21 protein-coding genes and 1 pseudogene are annotated in these 21,758 nt (G+C 68.6%); 8 read left to right on the forward strand and 14 right to left on the reverse strand.

All coding sequences use genetic code 11. The features are described 5' to 3' along the window. Positions 1-38: 38 nt before the first annotated feature. A complete protein-coding gene (locus tag C6P64_RS11335) occupies positions 39-743 on the reverse strand; it encodes a Crp/Fnr family transcriptional regulator (protein ID WP_105748680.1) in 705 nt (234 codons plus the stop codon). A 113-nt stretch (positions 744-856) separates the two neighbouring features. Between C6P64_RS11335 and C6P64_RS11340 the strand changes: the two genes are divergently transcribed. Together C6P64_RS11340 and C6P64_RS11345 are read left to right on the forward strand one after the other, a co-directional pair. Continuing rightward, positions 857-1,270 (forward strand): acyl-CoA thioesterase, encoded by a 414-nt coding sequence (locus C6P64_RS11340; RefSeq protein WP_105748681.1) that lies wholly within the window; start codon positions 857-859, stop codon positions 1,268-1,270. Between the two features lie 55 nt (positions 1,271-1,325). Next, positions 1,326-2,099, forward strand: a complete 774-nt coding sequence (locus tag C6P64_RS11345) for an SDR family oxidoreductase (RefSeq protein WP_105748682.1) — start codon at positions 1,326-1,328, stop codon at positions 2,097-2,099. Between the two features lie 15 nt (positions 2,100-2,114). Here the strand turns inward: C6P64_RS11345 and C6P64_RS11350 are convergent, their stop codons facing one another. From C6P64_RS11350 to C6P64_RS11400, 11 genes are all read right to left on the reverse strand, one after another. Beyond that, positions 2,115-2,699, reverse strand: a complete 585-nt coding sequence (locus C6P64_RS11350; protein WP_105748683.1) for a chromate transporter — start codon at positions 2,697-2,699, stop codon at positions 2,115-2,117. Beyond that, on the reverse strand, positions 2,696-3,274 hold the full coding sequence (locus C6P64_RS11355; RefSeq protein WP_105748735.1) for a chromate transporter: 579 nt from the start codon (positions 3,272-3,274) through the stop codon (positions 2,696-2,698). Before C6P64_RS11355 ends, C6P64_RS11350 begins: the two co-directional genes overlap by 4 nt. Further along, positions 3,274-4,077 carry a substrate-binding domain-containing protein gene (locus C6P64_RS11360; protein WP_105748684.1) on the reverse strand — a complete coding sequence of 268 codons (804 nt, stop codon included), beginning with the start codon at positions 4,075-4,077 and terminating at the stop codon, positions 3,274-3,276. The genes C6P64_RS11355 and C6P64_RS11360 overlap by 1 nt, the downstream gene beginning before the upstream one ends. Positions 4,078-4,113: 36 nt before the next feature. Further along, complete coding sequence (locus tag C6P64_RS11365; protein WP_105748685.1) at positions 4,114-5,097, reverse strand: Bug family tripartite tricarboxylate transporter substrate binding protein; 984 nt, start codon at positions 5,095-5,097, stop codon at positions 4,114-4,116. A 32-nt stretch (positions 5,098-5,129) separates the two neighbouring features. Further along, complete coding sequence (tcuB, locus tag C6P64_RS11370) at positions 5,130-6,311, reverse strand: tricarballylate utilization 4Fe-4S protein TcuB (protein ID WP_105748686.1); 1,182 nt, start codon at positions 6,309-6,311, stop codon at positions 5,130-5,132. Between the two features lie 3 nt (positions 6,312-6,314). After that, complete coding sequence (gene tcuA / locus C6P64_RS11375; protein ID WP_105748687.1) at positions 6,315-7,739, reverse strand: FAD-dependent tricarballylate dehydrogenase TcuA; 1,425 nt, start codon at positions 7,737-7,739, stop codon at positions 6,315-6,317. Between the two features lie 92 nt (positions 7,740-7,831). Further along, positions 7,832-8,731: a LysR family transcriptional regulator gene (locus tag C6P64_RS11380; RefSeq protein ID WP_105748688.1), complete on the reverse strand. Its 900-nt coding sequence runs from the start codon at positions 8,729-8,731 to the stop codon at positions 7,832-7,834. Between the two features lie 173 nt (positions 8,732-8,904). Continuing rightward, positions 8,905-9,858 (reverse strand): N-carbamoyl-D-amino-acid hydrolase, encoded by a 954-nt coding sequence (locus C6P64_RS11385; RefSeq protein WP_105748689.1) that lies wholly within the window; start codon positions 9,856-9,858, stop codon positions 8,905-8,907. Between the two features lie 30 nt (positions 9,859-9,888). Further along, a complete protein-coding gene (locus tag C6P64_RS11390; protein ID WP_105748690.1) occupies positions 9,889-11,127 on the reverse strand; it encodes a Zn-dependent hydrolase in 1,239 nt (412 codons plus the stop codon). After that, complete coding sequence (locus tag C6P64_RS11395) at positions 11,124-12,350, reverse strand: diaminopropionate ammonia-lyase (protein WP_105748736.1); 1,227 nt, start codon at positions 12,348-12,350, stop codon at positions 11,124-11,126. The genes C6P64_RS11390 and C6P64_RS11395 overlap by 4 nt, the downstream gene beginning before the upstream one ends. A gap of 20 nt (positions 12,351-12,370) precedes the next feature. Then, the gene (locus C6P64_RS11400) at positions 12,371-13,237 is read right to left on the reverse strand and encodes a MurR/RpiR family transcriptional regulator (protein ID WP_105748691.1); all 867 of its coding nucleotides are present in this window, start codon (positions 13,235-13,237) and stop codon (positions 12,371-12,373) included. A 280-nt stretch (positions 13,238-13,517) separates the two neighbouring features. Here C6P64_RS11400 and C6P64_RS11405 point away from each other — a divergent pair, with 280 nt between their 5' ends. The 4 genes from C6P64_RS11405 (at position 13,518) to C6P64_RS11420 (ending at position 16,484) form a co-directional block, all read left to right on the forward strand. Then, a complete protein-coding gene (locus C6P64_RS11405) occupies positions 13,518-14,312 on the forward strand; it encodes a transporter substrate-binding domain-containing protein (protein WP_105748692.1) in 795 nt (264 codons plus the stop codon). A 71-nt stretch (positions 14,313-14,383) separates the two neighbouring features. Next, positions 14,384-15,040: an amino acid ABC transporter permease gene (locus C6P64_RS11410; RefSeq protein WP_105748737.1), complete on the forward strand. Its 657-nt coding sequence runs from the start codon at positions 14,384-14,386 to the stop codon at positions 15,038-15,040. A gap of 15 nt (positions 15,041-15,055) precedes the next feature. After that, positions 15,056-15,709 carry an amino acid ABC transporter permease gene (locus C6P64_RS11415; RefSeq protein WP_105748693.1) on the forward strand — a complete coding sequence of 218 codons (654 nt, stop codon included), beginning with the start codon at positions 15,056-15,058 and terminating at the stop codon, positions 15,707-15,709. Between the two features lie 13 nt (positions 15,710-15,722). Then, entirely contained in the window at positions 15,723-16,484 is a 762-nt protein-coding gene (locus C6P64_RS11420; protein ID WP_105748694.1) for an amino acid ABC transporter ATP-binding protein, read from the forward strand. 94 nt (positions 16,485-16,578) lie between these two features. Here the strand turns inward: C6P64_RS11420 and C6P64_RS18550 are convergent, their stop codons facing one another. Continuing rightward, the gene (locus C6P64_RS18550; protein ID WP_245911707.1) at positions 16,579-17,190 is read right to left on the reverse strand and encodes an AAA family ATPase; all 612 of its coding nucleotides are present in this window, start codon (positions 17,188-17,190) and stop codon (positions 16,579-16,581) included. Positions 17,191-17,650: 460 nt separating this feature from the next. Beyond that, positions 17,651-19,159: pseudogene (locus C6P64_RS18765) on the reverse strand (AAA family ATPase); the annotation flags it as partial. A gap of 203 nt (positions 19,160-19,362) precedes the next feature. Here C6P64_RS18765 and C6P64_RS11430 point away from each other — a divergent pair. Continuing rightward, entirely contained in the window at positions 19,363-21,231 is a 1,869-nt protein-coding gene (locus C6P64_RS11430) for a phosphoenolpyruvate carboxykinase (GTP) (protein WP_105748695.1), read from the forward strand. 155 nt (positions 21,232-21,386) lie between these two features. Further along, entirely contained in the window at positions 21,387-21,686 is a 300-nt protein-coding gene (locus C6P64_RS11435) for a hypothetical protein (protein ID WP_105748696.1), read from the forward strand. The last annotated feature ends 72 nt before the right edge of the window (positions 21,687-21,758 follow it).

The raw sequence follows: 21,758 nt of genomic DNA on the forward strand, positions 1-21,758 counted from the left end.
TGCGTTAACAGGCCCTAGGGCAGGGCCCGCGCTGGCCGCTACTGCGCCAGCTGCTGCAGGCCAGGCAGGTCGAGCACGAAGATGCCGCCGTACTCGATGCGCACCAGCCCGGCTTCCTTCAGGCGCATCAGGGCGGCATTGCAGCTCTGGCGCGAGACGGCGACCAGGTTGGCCAGCTCTTCCTGCGACAGCTGCAGATGACGTTCGCCGCGCGGATTGATCAGCGGATGGACCATGCCGACCAGTGCCCGCGCCACCTGGCTGTCCGTGTCCAGCAGGCCGCGCGCGACCAGATTGCCCATGAACCAGTGCAGGCGCTCGTTCACCTGGCGCAGCAGGTAGTCAGTGAACGAGGGCTGCTGCTGGCGCAGCCAGTCGAAGGTGTGCCGTGGCAGTTGCACCACCCGGCTGTGGCGCAAGGCGATCAGGTCGGACTGGCGCGGTGCATCGCGCAGCAGCGTGCCTTCGCCGAACCAGCTGCCGACCGACTGGCCGCCGAGCGTGAGGGTGCGGCCATCGGCGGCCGTGATCGACCACTTGATCAGGCCTTCCAGCACGCCGAACCAGGCATGCTGGCGCTCGCCATGATGGCCGAGCGACTGGCCCAGGGCGACCACGCGCTCCGACGCATCGGCACGCACCTGTCGCTGTGCCGCCGCATCAAGCGCGGTGAACCAGGCGGACTGGTTCAGCAGTTCATCCAGGCTGAGGGAGGTGGAGGGGGGCCGTTGCGGTCTCGACATCGGTGACTCCTGCAAGCCATCCCAGGGAAAACCCGGATCACGAGTGTCGTGACAACGACTGTGTCAACGTGACGCCTGCAGAACAATACGGATCATTTTAATTGGAGTCCGTGTTGAACAAGACCATCGTATATGGCGTCGACGTGCAGTTTGGCGACTGCGACCCGGCCGGGATCGTCTTCTTTCCCAATTACTCGCGCTGGATGAACGCCGCCACCGATCACTTCTTCCACGCCTGCGGCTTGCCGCCCTGGCGCGACATCCAGCAGCTGCCGGGTTGCGTCGGCGGTCCGCTGCTGGAAATCCACACCCGCTTCCATGCCTCGGTCACCTATGGCGAGCGCATCGAGATCCACAGCTGCGTCGAAGAGTGGCGCGGCAAGATATTCCGCATGCAGCACCGCATCATGCGTGGCCAGGACCTGATCTGCGAGGGGCGCGAGACGCGTGCCCTGTGCGTGCGCGGCGCCAGTGGCAAGCTCAAGGCGGTGCCCATACCGGACTTCATCCGCGTGGCCTGCGCCTGAAGCGCAAAACTCCTGATGCCTCAGGTAATTATATTCATCTCAGCAAGGAATCTCCATGACGACACCCCAAACGCAGCGCGTCCTGATCACGGCCGGCGCCGGCGGCATCGGTCGCGCCATTGCCACGGCCTTCATTGAGGCCGGCGCCCAGGTTCATGTCTGCGACATCGACGAGTCGGCACTGGCGGCGCTGCGCGCGCAACTGCCCGCTGTCAGCACCAGCCTCTGCAACATCGCCGACCGTGACAGCGTGCAGGCCATGGTCAAGCAGGCCGTGACCACCCTGGGCGGGCTGGACGTGCTGGTCAACAATGCGGGCATTGCCGGGCCGACCGCCAGCGTCGAGACCATGGACCCGGATGCCTGGGACGCTGTGCTGCGCGTCAATCTCACGGGCACTTTCTCGGTCACGCAGGCCGCCATTCCGTACCTGAAGCAGTCGCCAGCGGGGTCGATTCTCGTGATGTCCTCGCTTGCCGGTCGCTGCGGCTATCCCAATCGCAGTGTCTACTCGACCACCAAGTGGGGCCTGATCGGCTTCACCAAGACCCTGTCGCGCGAGCTGGGCGAGTTCAGCATCAGGGTCAACGCCATCCTGCCAGGCGCTGTGGAGGGACCGCGCATCCAGCAGGTGCTGGAAGGCCGAGCAGCGGTCAGCGGACGCAGCGTCGCACAGGAAGCCGCCGCCGCGCTGGCCAACCAGTCGATCAAGCACTTTGTCGACCCGGCCGACATTGCCGCGATGGCGGTCTTTCTGGCGTCCAAGGCCGGACGCTCGATTTCGGGGCAGATGCTGCCGATCGACGGCGACTCCCAGAGCGCCTCCTGAGGCAGCCTGGCCGACTCAAACCCAGCCCATGATCCCGAGCAGCGCGCCAGCGGCCAGCAGCCACAGCATGTGCAGCCGGGTGCGCCAGACCAGCAGCGTGCAGGCCAGGGTCAGCAGCCAGAGCCGGCCATCCTGCGCCACTTGACCACCGGAGCGGCCGAGCAGCCAGCTGGTCGCCAGCAGCAGGCCGACCACGATCGGGGCCAGTCCCTGGCGAAACGCCTGTACCCCCAGCCGTTCGCGGTGCTTCTGGCACCAGCGGGTCGCGATCAAGGTCAGGATCGAGCTCGGCGTCATGATTCCCAGCAGGCAGACCAGGGCGCCGGCCGCCCCCAGCAAGGTCGCCAGCCAGGGCGCGGCAGCGGGAGCGGCAGCCTGAAAGCCGACATTCCAGCCCATCAGCGCCACGAACAGCACGTTCGGCCCTGGAGCGGCCTGCGCCAGCGCCATCGACTGGGTAAACTGCGCCTCGTTCAGCCAGCCCTGCTCGCTGACCAGCCAGCGGTGCAGGTCGGGCGCCAGGGTGATCGCGCCTCCCACCGCCAGCAGCGACAGCGACAAATGAAACAGCAGCAGCTGCAGCCAGTCCGCCAGGCTCATGACCGGGTTCTCCGCTGCAAGCACCACCAGGTCAGGCCGCAGGCCAGCCCGCCCAGGCCGAGCACGATCAGGTGCAGCGCCAGATGCAGCCACACCACGCCCGCGAAGGAGGCGCCCGCCAGCAGCAGCACCAGCGGAAAGCCCAGCGCATGGCGCCGCAGGCCGAGCAGCAGCTTCATCGCCGAGCCGGCAATCAGTCCGGCAGCGACGCCACCCATGCCGCGCAAGCCACCCGCGACCGCGGCCTGGTCCGGCAGCTGCCCCACCAGGGCGCCCAGGCTCAGCAGCAGCAGCAGGGGCAGCAGCAGCAGTCCGGCCAGCGCCGTGACGGCACCGCGCCAGCCGAAATGACGGTCGCCGAACATCAGCGCCAGGTTGCACACGTTCGGGCCTGGCATCACCTGGGCCACGGCCCAGTCCTCGAGAAAGGCTTCCGCTGTCAGCCAGCCGCGCTTTTCCACCAGCTCGCGGTGCACCACCGCCAGCACCCCGCCGAAGCCCTGCAGCGACAAGGAGGAAAAGGCCCAGAACAGCTCGCCCAGGTGGGCGGGCCTTGGCGCGGCTGGCGCTTCCATCACTTGGCCGCGAGCGGGGCGCGGTGATCGACCGGGTCCAGGCCGGTGGCGCGCACGATGTCGGCCACCGCCGGCGAGGTCAGGAACTTCAGCAGCTGGCGCGCGGCCTGCGGCTCCTGGGCGCCTTCGACCATGCCGGCCGAGAAGAAGATGGTCTGCTGCACGGCATCCGGCAGGGTGCCGATGAAATCCAGCTCCTTGAAGTAGATCAGTTCGCTCACCTGCTGGAAGCCGATCTCGGCGTCGCCGCGCGCCACCACGGCGCCGACCCGCTCGCTGTAGATTTTCTTGCCGGTCTTGGCCAGTTGCTCCTGCACGCCGAGCTTGGGGAACAGCTCGCTCGACAGGTAGGTGCCGCTGGCGCTGGCCGAGTAGGCGACCGACTTGGCCGCCAGCAGGGTCTGCTTGAGCGCCTCGACCGTGCTGATGTCCGGCTTGGGCGTGCCCTTGCGCACCGCGGCCCCGATCTGCGAGCGCACGATGTCCAGGCGCGAGCCCGGCACCAGCTTGCCCGCGCTCATCAGCGCTTCCAGCCCGCCTTCGGACAGGATGACCAGGTCGAACTTCTCGCCGCGCGCGAAGCGGCTCGGGATCGAGTCCGGCGCATTGCCGATCGAAGCGCCGTAGGCGCTGATGACCTTGTGTCCCGAGGCCTCCTCGAAGATCGGCACCAGCTTCTTGTAGGCCTCGGTGAAGGCGCCCGAGGTGACGACCCGGATGTCCGCCGCCTGCGCCAGCTGTGCTGCCAGCAGCAGGACCAGTCCGCCCAGGGCGCGGCGGGTGATGGATGTGATGAAGCGCATGTCTGTCTCCTCTGTACCGAGTGATTGGTTCTTTGTTTATTGATTGATCGTGATCTTGCGGTCGCGCACCACCCGGCCCCAGGTCAGCGATTCACGCTCGATTTCCTTCGCCAGTGCCTCGCGCGTGCCCGGTTGCGGCGGCATGCCGTGCTTGTTGAGTTCGGCCACCACTTCCGGTGCCTTCAGTGCCTTGACCAGCTCGGTGTTCCAGCGCTCCAGCAGCGGTGCCGGCACCTTGGACGAGGCGACGAAGGCGTACCAGTTGGTGGCGCTGTAGCCGGGGTAGCCCGATTCGGCGATGGTCGGCACCTTGGGCAGTTGCGGCAGGCGCTGGCTGCCGGTGGATGCCAGCGGGATCAGCTTGCCGTTGTCGATATAGGCCTGGGCCGTGTTCAGGGTCGAGTAGTAGAGCGCGACCCGGCCACCGAGCAGGTCCTGCAGCGCTGGCGCACCGCCCTTGTAGGGCACGTGGACGGTGTCGATCTTGGCCATGTCGTCCATCAGCTCGCCCGCCAGGTGGGAGGCCGAGCCCGCCCCGGTGGAGGCGTAATCCAGCTTGCCCGGGTGCTTCTTGGCATAGGCGATGAAGTCGGCGAAGGTCTTGATGCCCAGGTCGGCGTTGACCACCAGCACGTTCGGGAAGTTGACCCCCATCGTGATCGGCGCCAGGTCCTTCACCGGGTCGTAGGGCAGCTTCATCAGGTGCGGGGCGATCGCCAGCGGGCCGACCGAGCCGAACAGCAGCACGCTGCCGTCGGTGGGGGCCGACTTGGCGACATACTGGTGCGCGATGTTGCCGCCGGCGCCCGGCTTGTTCTCGATGATCACCGGCACGCCGATCTGGTCACCGAGCTTCTTGCCGATCAGGCGGGCGGCAGAGTCGGCCGCGCCGCCGGCGGCAAAGCCGACCACGATGGTGACGGGCTTCTTGGGCGGAAATTCCTGGGCCTGGGCCCAGGAGGTGGCCAGCAGCGCGAGGCCGGTGCAGGCGGCTGTGCGCAGCAGATGGCGCTTGTTCATGGTTGTCTCCTTGGTTGACGTGAAAAATCGGCTCAGTCGGCGCCGAGGCCGATCGGGTTGGGTTGGCGTTTCTCCACCGCGTGGCGCAGCAGCGAGGCAGTGCGGAACACGCCATGGGCGAACTTGCCGTAGGGCAGGGTGGCGAACAGCGCCATCACGGCGCCCAGGTGCAGGCACAGCAGCAAGGCCAGCGCCGGGGTGCTGCGCGCCAGCCACAGCGCCAGGCCGCTGGCCGCGACCAGGAACAGCAGCGCGATGAAGCCCAGGTCCATCGGCTTTTGCTTGGCATCGCCATGCATCGGGTGCCGGGACCGGTTCAGGCGCCAGAGTCCGGCCGTGCCCAGCATCAGGCTCACGCCGCCCGCAGCACCGAGCAGCTTGGGCAGCGACGGCAGGTCGTAGGGCGCTTCCCAGCCGAACAGGTAGTGGTACAGCGTGGCGACGCTGGTGGCGGCAAAGCACAGCGCGAAGCCGTAGAAGGTCAGGTGGTGGAAGCGGCGCCGCTTGAGGGTGTAGGCGTCGTCCTCGTTGTGGCAGCCCTCGCCGTGGCCGCCGTCCAGGTATTTCAGCTTGAGCACATCGTGCGTGGCTTCGGCGGCAGCCGGGGCGCTGACGTCCACGCCACTCGTGACCGGCTTGATGTCGCCCCAGAAGCGGCGCACGCCCATGGAGAGCGCGAACACCACGAACAGGAACACCGGCGCGAACAGGCCGACCAGCAGGTTGTGCGGGAACAGCTGGTAGAAGCTGCCCTGCAGCTGCTCGCCCCACAGCGCGCCCAGGCCGCCGCCTTGCAGCAGCACGGCCAGCATCAGGAATATCGACAGCGCCGCCACCAGGGCCAGCGACAGGGTCAGGCCGTTGCGCTGGTAGAGTTGGCCCAGCGCCGGCGGCCAGGCGTACTCGGCATAGGTCTGGCCGCGCACCTCGGCCATTGCCTTCGGGATGTTGATGGCGAACTCGTGCGGCGGCGCGTACTGGCAGGCGTGCAGGCAGGCGCCGCAGTTGTGGCACAGGTTGGCCAGGAAATGCACGTCGGCCTGGCCGAACTCGAGCCGGCGCGTCATGGCCGGGAACACGGCGCAGAAGCCCTCGCAGTAGCGGCAGGCGTTGCAGATCTGCAGTGCGCGCGCCACTTCGGTTTCGGCGGCGCTGCGCACGGGCACGATCGGGATCACGCGGCCCTTGGGGGTGGAAGATGTCAGGTGTTGCATGGTTCAGACCTCGTCTTTCACGGCGCCCGCCAGCGCGGGCTTGCCTGCTGCTGCCAGCGCGGCGTTGCGCCCCGCGATGCGGCCGAAGGCGGTGCCGATCGACATGCCCACCCCGGCGGTGTAGCCCTTGCCGAGCACGTTGCCGGCCATCATTTCGCCGGCCACGAACAGGTTGCGGCTGGGGCGGCCGGCAAAGCGCACGGCGGCGGTGTCGTCCACCTTCAGTCCCAGGTAGGTGAAGGTCACGCCGGGGCGCAGCGCGTAGCCGTAGAACGGCGCCGTGTCGATCGGGCGCGCCCAGTGGGTCTTGGCCGGGCTCACGCCCTCGGTGTGGCAGTCGTCGAGCGCGGTGTGGTCGAACTGGCCGACGCGGCAGCCGGCGTTGTAGCTGTCGAGCGTCTGCATGAAGGTGGCCCGGTCGAGCCCCAGCTTGTCGGCCAGCTCGGGCAGGCTGTTGGCCGTGACGCCCGGGAACACCGGCGGCATGAAGCGTCCGATCGCCTTGGCGTCGATGATGGAATAGGCGACCTGGCCCGGTTGCTGGGCCACCAGCCGGCCCCAGATCGCGTAGCGCTTGGGCCAGAAGTCCTCGCCCTCGTCATAGAAGCGCCTGGCGTCCCGGTTCACCACCACGCCCAGCGACACGCAGTCGATCCGGGTGCAGATGCCGCCGTCGTACAGCGGCGCCCGTGCGTCGATCGCCACCATGTGGGCCTGGGTCGGGTCGCCGATGCCGTCGGCCTGGTGCGTTTCCAGCATGTGGCGCAGCAGCACGCCCTGGTTGTAGGCGGTGCCGCGGATCAGGAAGTTGTCGGCCGGCCATTCGCCGCGCTCGTTCTGGCCCCAGGCCTCGCGCAGCCAGTCGCGGTTGGACTCGAAGCCGCCGGCAGCCAGCACGCAGGCCTTGGCCTCGATGCGCTCGCCCTTGCACCAGGCGGCGCGGAACTGGCCGTCCTCGATCTCCAGCCGGTCGACCGGCGACTCGTAGCGGATCTTGACGCCGAGCTTTTCCGCGCTGCGGTAGTAGGCGTTGACCAGCGCCTTGCCGCCGCCCATGAAGAAGGCGTTGGTGCGCGCCACATGCAGCGCGCCGGAGAGCGGCGGCTGGAAATGCACGCCATGTTTGCGCATCCAGTTGCGGCAGGTCGACGAGGCGCGGATGGTCAGCCTGGCCATGTGCTCGTCGGTCAGTCCGCCGGTGACCTTGAGCAGGTCCTGCCAGAACTCTTCCTCGGGGTAGGCATCGACCAGCACGTCCTGCGGGGCGTCGTGCATGCAGCGCAGGTTGCGGGTATGGGCCGAGTTGCCGCCGCGCCAGTCGCGCGGTGCCGCTTCCAGCAAGGTCACGCTGGCCCCCGCTTCGGCAGCCATCAAGGCTGCGCACAAGGCGGCGTTGCCGCCACCGATCACAAGCACGTCGGTGCCCATAGAAACTGCCTCCAAAAATATGAGGCCGATTCTCTGGGGTGGGAATTATTCTGGGAAATGAATAATGAGTCTTGATTCTTGCGAAAAACGCATCAGAAAACGAGCTTGGCGGACAGCTCGCGCAGCACGGCCTCGAAGGCCTGTGCCGCCGGCGACAGGCCGCCGCGGCGCAGCTTGAGCAGCACCACCTTGCGCTTGACCGTCGGCTGGGTCAGCGGGATCTTGCGCATGTCCGGCCGGTCGCCTTCCTGGAAATAGGAGGCAGGCAGGATGGCGCTGCCGACCCCGGCGGCCACCAGGTTCATCGCGGTGGCATGGTGCTGGACCTCGTAGTTGCCATGCAGGCGGATGCCGCGCTTGGCCAGCTGGTAGTCCATGAAGATCCGGGTCGCCATGAAGCTGCTGATGCCGATCAGGTCGGCATCGCGCATGTCGTTCCAGCTCACGCTCCTGCGTCCCTGCAGCGGATGCGAGCTGCGGCAGATGAACACCAGCGGATCGGCAAACAGCACCGTCTCGCTCAGGTCGGGGTGCTTCTCACCCTGCACCCCGATGCCCAGTTCGGCCTGGCCGCCCAGCACCGCGGCATGCACCTCGTGCGAGGCCCCGTCGAGCAGCCGGATGCGGTTGTCGGGATGCTGGTCAGCATAGCTGCGGATCACCTCGGGCAGCACATGCGAGGTCATGGAGGGAATGCAGGCCAGGGTGAAGTTGCCCTTGGCGCGCTGCGACATGTCCTTCAGGCGCTCGACCGCCGTCGTCATGTCATGCACGATGTTGCGCGCCTGCGGCAGGAATTCCCGTCCGACCGCGGTCAGCTCGACCCGGCGCGTGGTGCGGTCGAGCAGCTTCAGGTCCAGATAGGCTTCCAGCTTCTGGATGCGCCGCGTCAGCGCGGTCTGCGTGATGTGGAGCTGCTGCGCGGCCTTGCTGAAGCCGCCCAGCTCGGCAATCATCACGAAGGCTTGCACGCCATCAAAATCGATTTTCATGGGGGTGGACGGATTCGGGCTCACTGCACAAGCGGCTAATGTAGCGAATGCGGGCCCGCGCCCGTCCGATCCCGCAGCCATCCCGGGCCTGGACCGCAAGAGGCTCCAGGCCTATGGGGCGAATGTCTTGCGGGCGGTCAATGCCAGTTTCGCCCGGCTGCCCGGCAGCGGGCTCAGTCGCGCCAGGGCGTGCCGTCGGCCGCCAGCGTCTCGCCCTTGCGCGCGACGATCAGGCCGTAGGCCTCGGGCCGGCGGTGCAGGTCGAAGTTGAAGGTGCTGCGCTTGTAGACCGCGCAGAAGTCGAGGTCGCAGCGCGCGATCGCCACCTCGTCGTCCTTGCTCAGGCAGCGCGTCACCACCTCGCCCGAGGGCGCGACGAGCAGGCTGCCGCCGATGCTGTCCACGCCTTCCTCCAGTCCGCCCTTGGCCACGCCCGCCACCCAGCAGCCGTTCTGGTAGGCGCCGGCCTGCAGCGAGAGCTGGTTGTGGAACAGCGAGAGGTCGTCGTGCTGCGGTGCCGGCGCGTTATGCACCGGCGTGTTGTAGCCGATCAGCACCATCTCGGCGCCCTGCAGCGCCATCACGCGGTAGGTTTCGGCCCAGCGCCGGTCGTTGCAGATCGCCATGCCGATCGTGCCGCCGAAGGCCTGGGTGACGCCGAAGCGCTGCCCCGGCGTGAAGTAGCGCTTCTCCAGGTGCTGGAAGCGGCGCCAGGGCTCGTGCTCGGCGTGGCCCGGCAGGTGCACCTTGCGGTACTTGCCGACGATGCGGCCGCCGCGGTCCACGAGGATGGAGCTGTTGTAGCGCACGCGCGTCCCGCCTTCCTCGGCCAATTCGGCATAGCCGAGGTAGAAGCCGACCCCGAGCTGGCGCGAGAGCTCGAACAGTGGCTGTGTCGCCGCGTTCGGCATCTCGCGCTCGAAGAAGCTGTCGATCTCGGCCTCGTCCTCGAGGTACCAGCGCGGGAAGAAGGTGGTCAGCGCCAGCTCCGGATAGACGATGAGGTGGGCACCCAGCGCGTGCGCTTCGCGCATCATCTCGCAGAGCCTGGCGACGACGCGCTCGCGCGTGTCGCTGCGCTGCACCGGGCCCAGCTGGCCCAGGGCCACGTTCACGATTCGGGACATGCAATCTCTCCTGTCGGTTCGGGTAGGGGTTCAGCCGGCCCGGTTGGCCAGCCGCGTGAGGACCTGCAGCAGCACCTGGGCGCCCTGCACGAGGTGATGGGCTTCGGTGTGTTCGCCTGGGTTGTGGCTCAAGCCGTCCACGCTGGGCACGAAGATCATCGCGCTGGGGCAGACCCGGGCCAGCATCTGCGCGTCATGTCCGGCCCCGCTGGGCAGGCGCAGCGTGCCCAGGCCCAGCGCCTGTGCCTCCTGCGCGACCAGCTCCACCAGTGTCGGATCGAAGGCCACCGGATCGAAGCGCGCCAGGCGCCGCTGACCCAGCACCACGCCTTGCTCGGCCGCACAGCGCGTCGCGAAGCCCAGCAGCTCGGCCTCGGCGCGGGCCAGCGCCGCGCCGTCGGTGTTGCGCAGGTCCACCGTCATCACGGCGCGCTGCGCGATCACGTTGACGAGGTTGGGCCGCAGTTCGACCGCGCCCACGGTGGCGAGCTGGCGGCCGCCGTAGCGCAGCGCCAGCTCGTGGGCGAAGGCGGTGATTCGCGCGGCCACCAGGCCGGCGTCGCGGCGCAGCGCCATCGGCGTGGTGCCCGCGTGGTTGGAGCAGCCCTCGAGCGTGAACTCCAGCCAGCAGATGCCTTGCACGCCTTCGACCACGCCGATGTCCAGGCCCTGCTGGTGCAGCACCGGGCCCTGCTCTATGTGCAGCTCGACGAAGCTGTCGACCTGCGGTGCACCCACCGGCGCCTGGCCCGCGTAGCCGATGCGCTGCAGCTCCTCGCCCACCGTCGCGCCATCGATGCCGCGCGTCGCCAGTGCCTCGGCCAGTGGCAGGCCGCCGACCGCCACCAGGCTGCCCAGCATGTCGGGCTGGAAGCGCGCCCCCTCCTCGTTGGTGAAGAAGGCCACTTCGATCGGGCGGCGCGTGCGCAAGCCGGCCTCGCGCAGCGTGGCCACGACCTCCAGCCCTGCCAGCACGCCGTAGTTGCCGTCGTACAGGCCGCCGGTGCGCACGGTGTCGATGTGCGAGCCGGTCAGCACCGGCGCGCGCTGCTCCGTACCCGCGTAGCGGGCGAATACGTTGCCAATCGCATCCACGCGTACCGCCATGCCGAGCGCGTGCATGCGGTCCACCGTCCAGTCGCGCGCGGCCCGGTCCGCGTCGCTCAGTGCCAGCCGGTTGGTACCGCCGCCGGGCAGGGCGCCAAAGCGGCCCAGCGCCTCCAGGCTTGCCAGCAGGCGCCCGGCATCGATGCGGGGAGCGCCGTTCATGCCGCGCTCCGCTCGGCCACGGCCTGCGCGGTTTCGCCGACCAGCTCGGCATAGAGCGCCGGATCGGTCGCTGCCTCGCTGCCGAAGAAGAGCAGGCTGCTGTCCGCATCGAGCCCGAGCGCGCGACTGGCCTGCTCGTCCTGGCGCGCGGCGATCGCTGCGGCCAGCCCGGCCACTGCCGATTCGCCGGCCACGATGGCCGGGTCGTCACCGAGCGGGTGGGCCAGCAGGCGCATGCCGGCGACGGCCGCCGCGTCGTCCACGGTGCAGAAGGCGTTGGCGCCCCTTTCGAGGATCTGCCAGGCCAGCAGCGAGACCTCACCGCAGGCCAGGCCCGCCATCAGCGTATCGAGCTCGCCCGTCACGGCCGTGAGCCGGCCCTGGCGCGCGCTGCGCAGCAGGCAGTCGGCCCGGTCCGGCTCGACCACCACGAACACCGGGCGCCGCGCGGGATCGCGCTCCCAGAAGTAGGCGCAGACGGCGGCCGCGAGGCCGCCCACGCCGGCCTGCACGAACACATGGGTGGGCCAGCGGTCGAGCTGCTGCACCGCCTCGTGCACCATGAGCTGATAGCCCTGCATCACGTCGCGCGGCACGTCCATGTAGCCGGGATAGGAGGTGTCCGAGATCACGAAGCGGCCGTGCGTGCGTGCGTCGGCATCGGCCTGGCGCACGGCGTCGTCGTAGTTGCCCGCCGTCCGCACCACGGTGGCGCCGTACTGCTCGATCGCGCGCTGGCGTCCTTCGCTCACGGTGGCATGGATGTAGATCACGCAGGCGCAGCCGAACATCCTGGCGCCCCAGGCGACCGAGCGGCCATGGTTGCCGTCGGTGGCGCAGCTCACGGTGAGCGCCGCGCATTCGGCGCGCAGCGCGTCGCCCAGCAGGTCGGTGGGGCGCAGCGTCCGGCCGAGCTTGCGGCCGATCTCGCGGCACAACAGGCGCGCGACGGCGTAGGCGCCGCCCAGCGCCTTGAAGCTGCCGAGGCCGAAGCGCGAGCCCTCGTCCTTGTAGTGCACCGAGGCCACGCCGATCGCGCCAGCCAGCGCGGGCAGGCTGCGCAGCGGGGTGCGCTGGTAGCCAGGCCAGGCCGTGAGTTCCGCCTCGGCCTGGGCCAGGGCCGGGGCGCCGAGCACGGCGCTGCGGGCGGCGCCATAGGACTCGCTGCGTTCGAAGGCGGGGTTGGGAAACAGGTCCAGGGTCAGGGAGGGCAATAGGGGCATGGGAAAGGTCCGGAAATGGTTCATGCGAGGGATTCGAGATCGCCGAGCGCCGCATGCAGCTGCTCGATGCGGGCCAGCCGGGCTTGCGCCCGGCTGTGGCTCTGGGTCGCCACGGCGGTGGCCAGGTAGTTCACCAGGCTGATCGCGCAGACATAGGAGTCGAACAGGCCTTCTTCGGCGGCGGCGGCGCAGCGCAGCACCACATCGGCCTGGCCGGCCAGGGCCGACACCGGGGCGTCGCTGAGCAGCAGCACGCGCAGGCCCGCGGCACGAGCGGCCTCCAGCATGACCGGCAAGCGGGTGCTGCGGCGGCGCAGGTCCACGGCCAGCAGCAGGTCCTTCTCGCCCAGGCTCGCCAGCTGCTCGGCCTCGTGGCCCGCGGCCTCGTTGAGCAGCTGCACCTCGGGGCGCACCTGGGACAGCAGTGCCTGCGCGTAGAACGCGGTCACGTGGCTGTGCCGGTAGCCCAGCACGCCCACCCGGCGCGCCCGCACCAGCAGCGGCAGGGCCGCCTCGAGCGCCTGCTGGCTCATGTCGCTGGCCCAGGCCTCCAGGCGCCGGGCATCGTTGCGCGCGTGGGCCTGCAGCTGTGCCAGCGCCGTGTCGCTGCGCTGCACCTGGGCCATGCGTGCCAGCGGCGAGCTCTGCGCCTGCTGCTCCCGCACCTGCTGGCGGAATTCGTCGAAGCCGGCATAGCCCAGGCGGCGGAAGAAGCGCGCTGCGCTGGACTTGGAGGTGCCGGCCATGGCAGCGAGCTCGGTCGCCGAATAGCCCAGCAGCGCCTGCTGGTGTGTCAGCAGCACGTCGGCGAGCCGGCGCTCGGCGGCCGAGAGCTGCTCATGGACCTGCCGGATGCGTTGTTCCAGCGTAAGCGGTGGGGATCTCATGCCTGTGCTCCTTCCTTGTGCAAGCTCCCCACTTTGGGGCGAGCCTGCACGATATTGAAACCAGTGTTCCATTCCAATGAAGCTGCGAAACCAGAATTTCATGTGGAACAAGCCTTCCAAGCAAGACGGATGCCTGGCACCTCCGTGCCATGGCGCCACAGAGGAGAAAGCGGCGGCCTCCCGCTCGCGGCGCGGGCCTCCTGCCCGCACGGCGCACAGGCTGGCACGCATCGTGCTGAACCATGGCACCCCAACCCTGTTTCAACGAAGGTCCAACGCCATGAAATTCAAGCTCTCTGCCCTGGTCTACGGCGTGCTCGCCGGTCTCTCGCTGGTCACGTCGGCTGCGGTGCACGCGGACGATTCGCTCAGCAACGTGCTGGCCAAGAAGTCGATCGCACTGGGCATTCCCACCGATTACCCGCCCTATGGCTTCATGGGACCGGACTTCAAGCCGCAGGGCGTGGACGTGGCGACGGCGCAGCTGATTGCCGACAAGCTCGGCGTCAAGGCCGAGCTGGTGCCGGTCAGTACGCCCAACCGCATTCCCTACCTGCAGTCGAGGAAGATCGACCTCATCGTCTCGGCCCTGGGCAAGAACGAGGAGCGCCAGAAGGTGATCGACTTCACCGTGGCCTATGCGCCGTTCTACCAGGCGGTGTTCGGCCCCAAGTCGATCAGCGTGAAGAACTTCGATGACCTGGGTGGCAAGACCCTGGCCGTGACGCGCGGCACCATCCAGGACGACGAGCTGCAGAAGGTGGCACCCGCCACGCTGAAGATCCAGCGCTTCGAGGACGACAACGCCACCATTGCGGCCTTCGTCTCGCAGCAGACCCAGTTCGTGGCCGTGGGCGCGGCGGTGGCCGCCGTCGCGGTGCAGAAGAACCCCAGGCTGCAGGCCGAGTACAAGCTGCTGATCAAGGATTCGCCCAACTTCATCGGCGTGCGCAAGGGCGAGACCGCCTTGCTGAACAAGGTCAACGAGATCCTGCGCCAGGCCAAGGCCGACGGCACGCTCGAGGGCTACGCCCAGCGCTGGCTGGGCCGCGGCCTGGGCAAGCTGCCTGACTGAAGCGCGCAACGGGGCGGCGGCTGCGCCGCCCATTGCGTCAATCGACCTTCACATTCGACGGGCTTTGCATGATGGATCTGGATTTCGCCGCGGTGCTCGGGCTCTGGCCCATGCTCCTCAAGGGTCTGCTGTTGACGGTGGCGCTGAGTGCCGTGGCATTGCCGCTCGGCCTGGTGGCGGGGATCGCCGCCGCCTGGGTCCGGCTGCATGGCCATCCGGCCCTGCGCGCCCTTGTCGCGGCCTATGTCGAGCTGTTCCGGAACACGCCCTTCATCATCCAGCTGTTCTTCCTGTTCTTTGGCCTGCCTTCGCTGGGCGTGCGGCTGTCACCGGCCCTGGCCAGCGTGATCGCGATGGTGCTGAACCTGGGCGCCTACGCCGGCGAGATGGTGCGCGCCGGGGTCGACGCCACGCCGCGCGGCCAGATCGAGGCCGCGCAAAGCCTGGCGCTGAATCGCTGGCAGATCTTCACCCGTGTCGTGCTGCCGCCGGCGCTGCGCCGCGTCTGGCCGGCGCTCGTGGGGCAGATGATCCTGGTCATGCTGGGCTCGGCCGTCTGCGGCCAGATCTCGACCGAGGAGGTCTCCTACGCGGCCAACCTGATCTCGAGCCGCACCTTCCGCAGTTTCGAGTCCTACATCGTCGTCACGCTGATCTACCTGGGCCTGGCGGTGCTGATGCGCCAGTTGCTGAACTGGATCGGCCCGCGCCTGATCTTCGGTCGCTGAACCGGGAGCTTCGCCATGGTTGAATTCACCTTCTGGGACATCGCCCGTCAACTGCTGATCGCCCTGCGCTGGACCGTGGGACTGTCGCTGATCGCCTTCGCCGGCGGCAGCCTGCTCGGACTGCTGCTGCTCGTGCTGCGCACGGCCCGGCTACCGGGCGCGGTGCGCGGCGTGTCGCTCTATGTCCAGCTGTTCCAGGGCACGCCGCTGCTGATGCAGATCTTCATGGTCTACTTCGGTCTGGCACTGGCCGGCATCAACGCCTCGCCGCTGTTGGCGGCCTCGGCCTGCCTGATCCTCTATGCCAGCGCCTACCTCTGCGAGATCTGGCGCGGCTGTGTCGAGGCCGTGCCGCGTGGCCAGTGGGAAGCCTCGGCCAGCCTGGCCATGGGCTTTGGCCAGCAGCTGCGCCACGTGGTGCTGCCCCAAGCGGCGCGCCTGGCCATCCCGCCCACGGCGGGCTTCCTGGTGCAGATCGTCAAGGGCACGGCGCTGACCTCGGTGATCGGCTTCGTCGAGGTCACCAAGGCCGGCCAGCTGATCGCCAACGTCACCTACGAACCCTTCCTCGTCTACGGCTGCGTCGCCGCGCTTTATTTTGTGCTGTGCTTCCCGCTGTCGCTCTGGAGCCAGCACCTCGAGCGCCGCTTGCGTCCTGCTTCCCGCTGAACCGGATCTGCCCATGTCTTCCACTCCCTTCTCTCCCGCCACCGTGCCGCTGGTCGACATCCGCGGCCTGCGCAAGCGCTACGGCAGCCACGAGGTGCTCAAGGGCATCGACCTGCAGATCCACCGCCAGGAGGTGGTCTGCATCATCGGCAAGAGCGGCTCGGGCAAGAGCACGCTGCTGCGCTGCATCAACGGCCTCGAGCGCTTCCAGCAAGGGGTGCTCACGGTCCATGGCCAGCCGCTGCAGCCCGACCGGGCCGACGCCCTGCGCGAGCTGCGCCAGAACGTCGGCATGATCTTCCAGAACTTCAACCTGTTCCCGCACCTGAACGCCGGCCGCAACGTCATGCTGGCGCCCACGCTGGTCAAGGGCCTGCCCAGGGCCGAGGCGCGCCGGCGCGCCGAGCAGCTGCTGGCACGCGTGGGCCTGGCCGACAAGTTCGAGCATCTGCCCGAGCAGCTCTCGGGTGGCCAGCAGCAGCGCGTGGCGATCGCCCGCGCGCTGGCCATGGACCCCGAGGTGCTGCTCTGCGACGAGGTGACCTCGGCGCTGGACCCAGAACTCGTGGGCGAGGTGCTGCAGGTGGTGGAGGATCTCGCGGCGCAGGGAATGACCCTGGTCATGGTCACGCACGAGATGAACTTTGCGCGCAAGGTGAGCAACCGCGTCGTCTTCATGCACCAGGGCAAGGTGCACGAGGTCGGGCCGCCCGAGGCATTGTTCGGTGCGCCGCGCACGCCGGAGTTGCGCCAGTTCCTGGCCGCCTTGCCCTGAGATCAGCAGAGCCTGGCACCTGCCGAGACACCATCCATGCGATGCCTGGGCTCGGAGCCGTTCATCGGACCGGGGTCGACGAGATGGGCCGGCTTCAGTCCGTGAACCCGATGCTGCGCCGTTCCCTGACCTCGGGCTTGAGCCGGTGCTCGGCCTCGAGCTGTTCCAGCCAGCCCTCGGGGTCCAGCGCTTCCTGCAGGATCTCGAGCTGGCGCCTGACTGCCGCGTAGTCGCCCAGGCAGAGCAGCTCCAGCCGCAGCAGCCGTGCGCGCCAGGCCGGCTCCAGCGGCGCCTCTGCCGCGCCGAGCGCCTCGCGCGCGAACAGCGCCAGCCGCTGCTCGGGACGCAGCGGCTTGAACAGGATCTTGAAGCTGAAGCGGCGCAGCGCAGCGGCGTCGATGCGTTCCAGCAGGTTGGTGGTGCAGACGAAGATGCCCCGGAAGCGCTCCATGCCCTGCAGCATCTCGTTGACCTCGCTGAGCTCGTGGTGGCGCTGGGCGCCGCGCCGGTCGAGCAGGAAGCTGTCGGCCTCGTCGAGCAGCAGCAGCGCCTGTTCGGCCTCGGCCTCGGCGAACATCGCGGCCATCGCCTGTTCGGTCTCGCCGACGAACTTGCCGAGCAGGTCGCTGGCCTGGCGTCGCAGCAGCGGCCGGCCCAGCGCCTGCGCCAGCTGCTCGGCCAGCGCGGTCTTGCCGCTGCCCGGCACGCCGTGCAGGCAGAGCGAGCCATGGCCGCGCGCGCGCAGCGCCTCGATGATGCGCGGCAGCTCGTGGCGCGACTCGGTGTTGAGCCATTCCAGCCCGTAGCGCAGCGGGTCTTGCCGGCTGGCGGCCCCCTGGCGCCGGCCCAGCGCCAGGTCGGCCTGGCGCAGCTGGCGCTCGATCAGCTCGTCCCAGCGCCGCGCGGCGGCTTCGGCTGGCTCGGGCTGGCTCGGGCTGGCTGGCGCCGTCGCCGGCCACCAGGCGCGCGAAGCGCACCGCAGTGCCGATCTGCGCCGGCGTCAGCCCGCTGCGCCCGGCCAGGCGCGCGACCAGCTCGGGCGAGCTCGGCACCCCCTCGAGCGCCTTGCGCACCAGCTGCTCGCGCGCGCCCGGCGGCGGGCTGCCGAGCTCGAGGTGGTAGGCAAAGCGGCGCCGCACCGCCGGGTCGATCTGCTCGATCCGGTTCGTCACCCACAGCGTGGGCACCGGATTGTGCTCGAGCAGCTGGTTCAGCCAGCCCTTGCCGCCCGCGCCCGGCGCCGTCGCGCGGCCTTCGCCGGCCCGGCCGGCTGCACCATCGAGCGCCGGGAACACGTCCTCGACCTCGTCGAACAGCAGCGCCGAGCGGGCCGAGCCCTGCAGGAACACCTGGGCGATCTGCAGCGAGCGGTAGCGGTCGCGCCCGCTCAGCGCATGGCCCTCGCGGTCGGCGCATTCCACCTCGAACAGCTCGAGCCCGGCTGCCTGTGCCAGCACGCGCGCCAGCTCGGTCTTGCCGGTGCCGGGCGGGCCGTAGAGCAGCAGGTTGACGCCAATCTCCTGGCGCGCCACCGCCGAGCGCAGCAGCGCGCAGAGCAGGGCGGCGTCCTCGCGCACGAAGTCGAAATCGGCCAGCCCCAGTTCCGAGCGCGGTGCCGGCCGGGTGAACACCGCCATCAGCTCCTGGCGGTCGCGGTATTCGCGCAGCAGCACCGGCGGCAGCCGCTCGCTGACCTTCATCAGGTCGGCCAGGTCGGTGATGTGGTGCTCGGGTAGCAGGTTCTCGAGCAGGCCGAGGCGCTCGAGCCGGCTGCCGGCGCGCAGCGCCTCGGCCAGCTGGGCCGGCGCGGCGCCCGCGACCTCGGCGATCGCCGCGTAGGCCTCGTGCGCATTGCCGACCTTGAACTCGAGCAGCAACGCACGCAGCTCGCGCTGGTAGCGCGCCAGCGTGCCGTAGCGCAGCAGCGCCTGTTCGGCCGGGTTGAGCTGCAGCAGTTCGCCGAGCACCGCGATATTGCGCTCGAGCAGGCAATCCTGTCCGCCCAGGTGCCGGCCCAGCCAGCCGGCTGCGCTCGCCAGCAGTACCCGCAGGTCCTTGGGCACCTCGCGCGCATAGTCGTCGAGGTGGAAGAACAGGCTGCCTTCCTCGTAGGGGCCGAGCCAGAGCCCGAAGCGGTCGAGCCAGGCCCGGTCGTCCAGCCGGGACTGGCCTTGCCAGGGGCCTTCGTCGCCGCAGCGCCGCTGCAGGAAGGCGCGCAGGCGCTGCAGCAGGCCGAGCGGCCAGACCCAGTGGCGGCCGCTCAGTCCGATCAGCGGCACCAGTTCGCTGCGCAGGTCGAAGCGCGGACCGAGCCGGGCCGCCAGCGCGAGCACTAGCTGCGAGCACATCAGGTCCAGCGTCGGCGCCTGCTCGATGCCGACCGGCAGCAGCAGCTGGCCCGGGTCGGCCGGCCGGGTGCCGGCCTTCGGAACCTGCGGCAGCGGCTCGGGCAAGGCCGGCTCGGGCGGGCAGTCCGGGGCCGCCATCCATGTCTGCGCAGGCGATGTCGAGCGCTTGGCCATGCTGCTCCTCTCCAGGCGATCTCGGGGTCGCCGCTGCGCGAACCATAGCGCAGCGCGGCCCGGGCGCCAATAGGGTAAGCCTGGCGATTCGGCCCACGTTGACCGGCATGGATCCATGCATTTTTTGCATGTCATGGTGCTAGCCAGTTTCATGGCGGTTTCGTAAAATAGCCCACCTTGGCCGATACCGGGGCAGTTTGCGGGTCAAATCCGCGCCTGACAGCCCTTCGCTAGCCTGTGCGCGAGCGGAACCGGGCGCCGACCGAGAAGAGGTTTTTTGCCGGAAAAGGGATATGGAAAAGCGTCAGGGCCGACGATTTTCCATATCGCTTTTTTTATTCTCTGGAGCCTTTCCCATGAACGCACCCGTGCTGCAGGGCATCAATGCCCCCGCCTACGTCAAACATGCCAAGCTGATCGCCTGGGTTGCCGAGATGGCCGCCCTGTGCAAGCCTGCCAGCATCTACTGGTGCGACGGCTCGCAGGAAGAATACGACCGCCTGTGCCAGCAGCTGGTCGACGCCGGCACCTTCAAGAAGCTGAACCCGGCCAAGCGCCCGGGCAGCTTCCTGGCCTGCTCCGACCCGTCCGACGTGGCCCGCGTCGAGGACCGCACCTACATCTGCTCCGAGAAGAAGGAAGACGCCGGCCCGACCAACAACTGGATGGCCCCGGCCGAGATGCGCGCCACCCTGAACCCGCTGTTCGACGGCTGCATGGCCGGCCGCACCATGTACGTGGTGCCGTTCTCGATGGGTCCGCTCGGCTCGCACATCGCCCACATCGGCGTCGAGCTGACCGACAGCGCCTATGTCGCCGTCAACCAGAAGCTGATGACCCGCATGGGCAAGGCCGTCTATGACGTGCTCGGCACCGACGGCGACTTCGTTCCCTGCATGCACACCGTCGGCGCCCCGCTGGCCGCCGGCGAGAAGGACAGCACCAGCTGGCCCTGCAACCCGACCGTCAAGTACATCGTCCACTACCCCGAGACGCGCGAGATCTGGTCCTACGGCTCCGGCTACGGCGGCAACGCCCTGCTGGGCAAGAAGTGCCTGGCGCTGCGCATCGCCTCGACCATGGGCCGCGACCAGGGCTGGCTGGCCGAGCACATGCTGATCCTCGGCGTGACCAACCCCGAAGGCAAGAAGTACCACATCGCTGCCGCCTTCCCGAGCGCCTGCGGCAAGACCAACTTCTCGATGCTGGTGCCGCCGGAAGCCGGCTTCAAGGGCTGGAAGGTCACCACCATCGGCGACGACATCGCCTGGATCAAGCCCCATGCCGACGGCAAGATGTACGCGATCAACCCGGAAGCCGGCTACTTCGGCGTCGCTCCGGGCACCAATATGCAGACCAACCCGAACTGCATGCGCTCGCTGGACAAGAACGTGATCTTCACCAACGTCGCGCTGACCGATGACGGCGATGTCTGGTGGGAAGGCATGGAGAAGGACACCGGCGTCGTGCCCTCGCACCTGATCGACTGGCAGGGCAAGGACTGGACGCCCGAGATCGCCAAGCAGACCGGCGCCAAGGCCGCGCACCCGAACTCGCGCTTCACCGTCGCCGCGACCAACAACCCGGCGCTCGACGCGCAGTGGGACGACGCCAACGGCGTGGCGATCGACGCCTTCATCTTCGGCGGCCGTCGCTCCAATACCGTGCCGCTGGCCACCGAAGCCCGCACCTGGATCGAAGGCGTCTACATGGCCGCGACCATGGGCTCCGAGACCACCGCAGCCGCCTTCGGCGCCCAGGGCGTGGTGCGCCGCGACCCGTTCGCGATGCTGCCCTTCTGCGGCTACAACATGAGCGACTACTTCCAGCACTGGCTGGACATGGAGAAGAAGCTCGAAGCGACCGGCCACACCCTGCCCAAGATCTTCTGCGTCAACTGGTTCCGCAAGGGCGCTGATGGCAAGTTCGTCTGGCCGGGCTACGGCGAGAACATGCGCGTCATGAAGTGGATGATCGACCGCATCGAAGGCCAGGTGGAAGGCGAAGACCATGCCTTCGGTATCAGCCCGACCTACGAGGAAATCAACTGGGAAGGCCTGGACTTCAGCCGCGAGCAGTTCGCGTCGGTCACCGACATGAACCCCGAGCACTGGAAGGCCGAGCTGGCGCTGCACGACGAGCATTTCGAGAAGCTGGCCTACCACCTGCCGCAGGAGCTGGTCGCGACCAAGGCCCAGATGGAAGCCCGCATCCTGGGTCAGTGATGAGCCCAGGCGGGACCTGAGTCCCGCCCGGCCCCGCAAGGGACCCCGCCCAAGCCCGCCCGAGCCCCGGCTCGCCGCGGGCTTTGTCTTGTCCGGGGCTGGGCCGCCCTTTCAGTACAATCGCCGGCCCGACGACCGGCTCTCTAGGAAATTCCATGCATTATTCAGTCTCCCACCACAAGCTCAAGCTGGTCCTGGCGGCCCATGGCCTGTCCTCCGGCGATGCCGGCGGCATCGACCAGCTGTTCGGTGGCGCCGATGGCTATTACTGGTTCGGCACCCTGCGCGATCTCTGTCCGCCCGGCGCGACCATCAGCTGGGAAAACCAGTACGAGATGGTCAAGGCGATCCAGGCGCACGAGAACGCCACCGCCGAGGAAGACGAGATGAAGCCGCAGGTTCCGAGCGCGGCCAATATCGCGGCCCTGTCCAAGCTGCTCTGCGATCCGATCTGAGCTGAACCGGCCCCGACGCCGGCCGTCATGGCCCTGGGCCCCGTCGCATAATGGGGAAAAAGCTCAGGGATA

The sequence above is a fragment of the Malikia granosa genome (assembly GCF_002980595.1).
Lineage (GTDB): Bacteria > Pseudomonadota > Gammaproteobacteria > Burkholderiales > Burkholderiaceae_C > Malikia > Malikia granosa.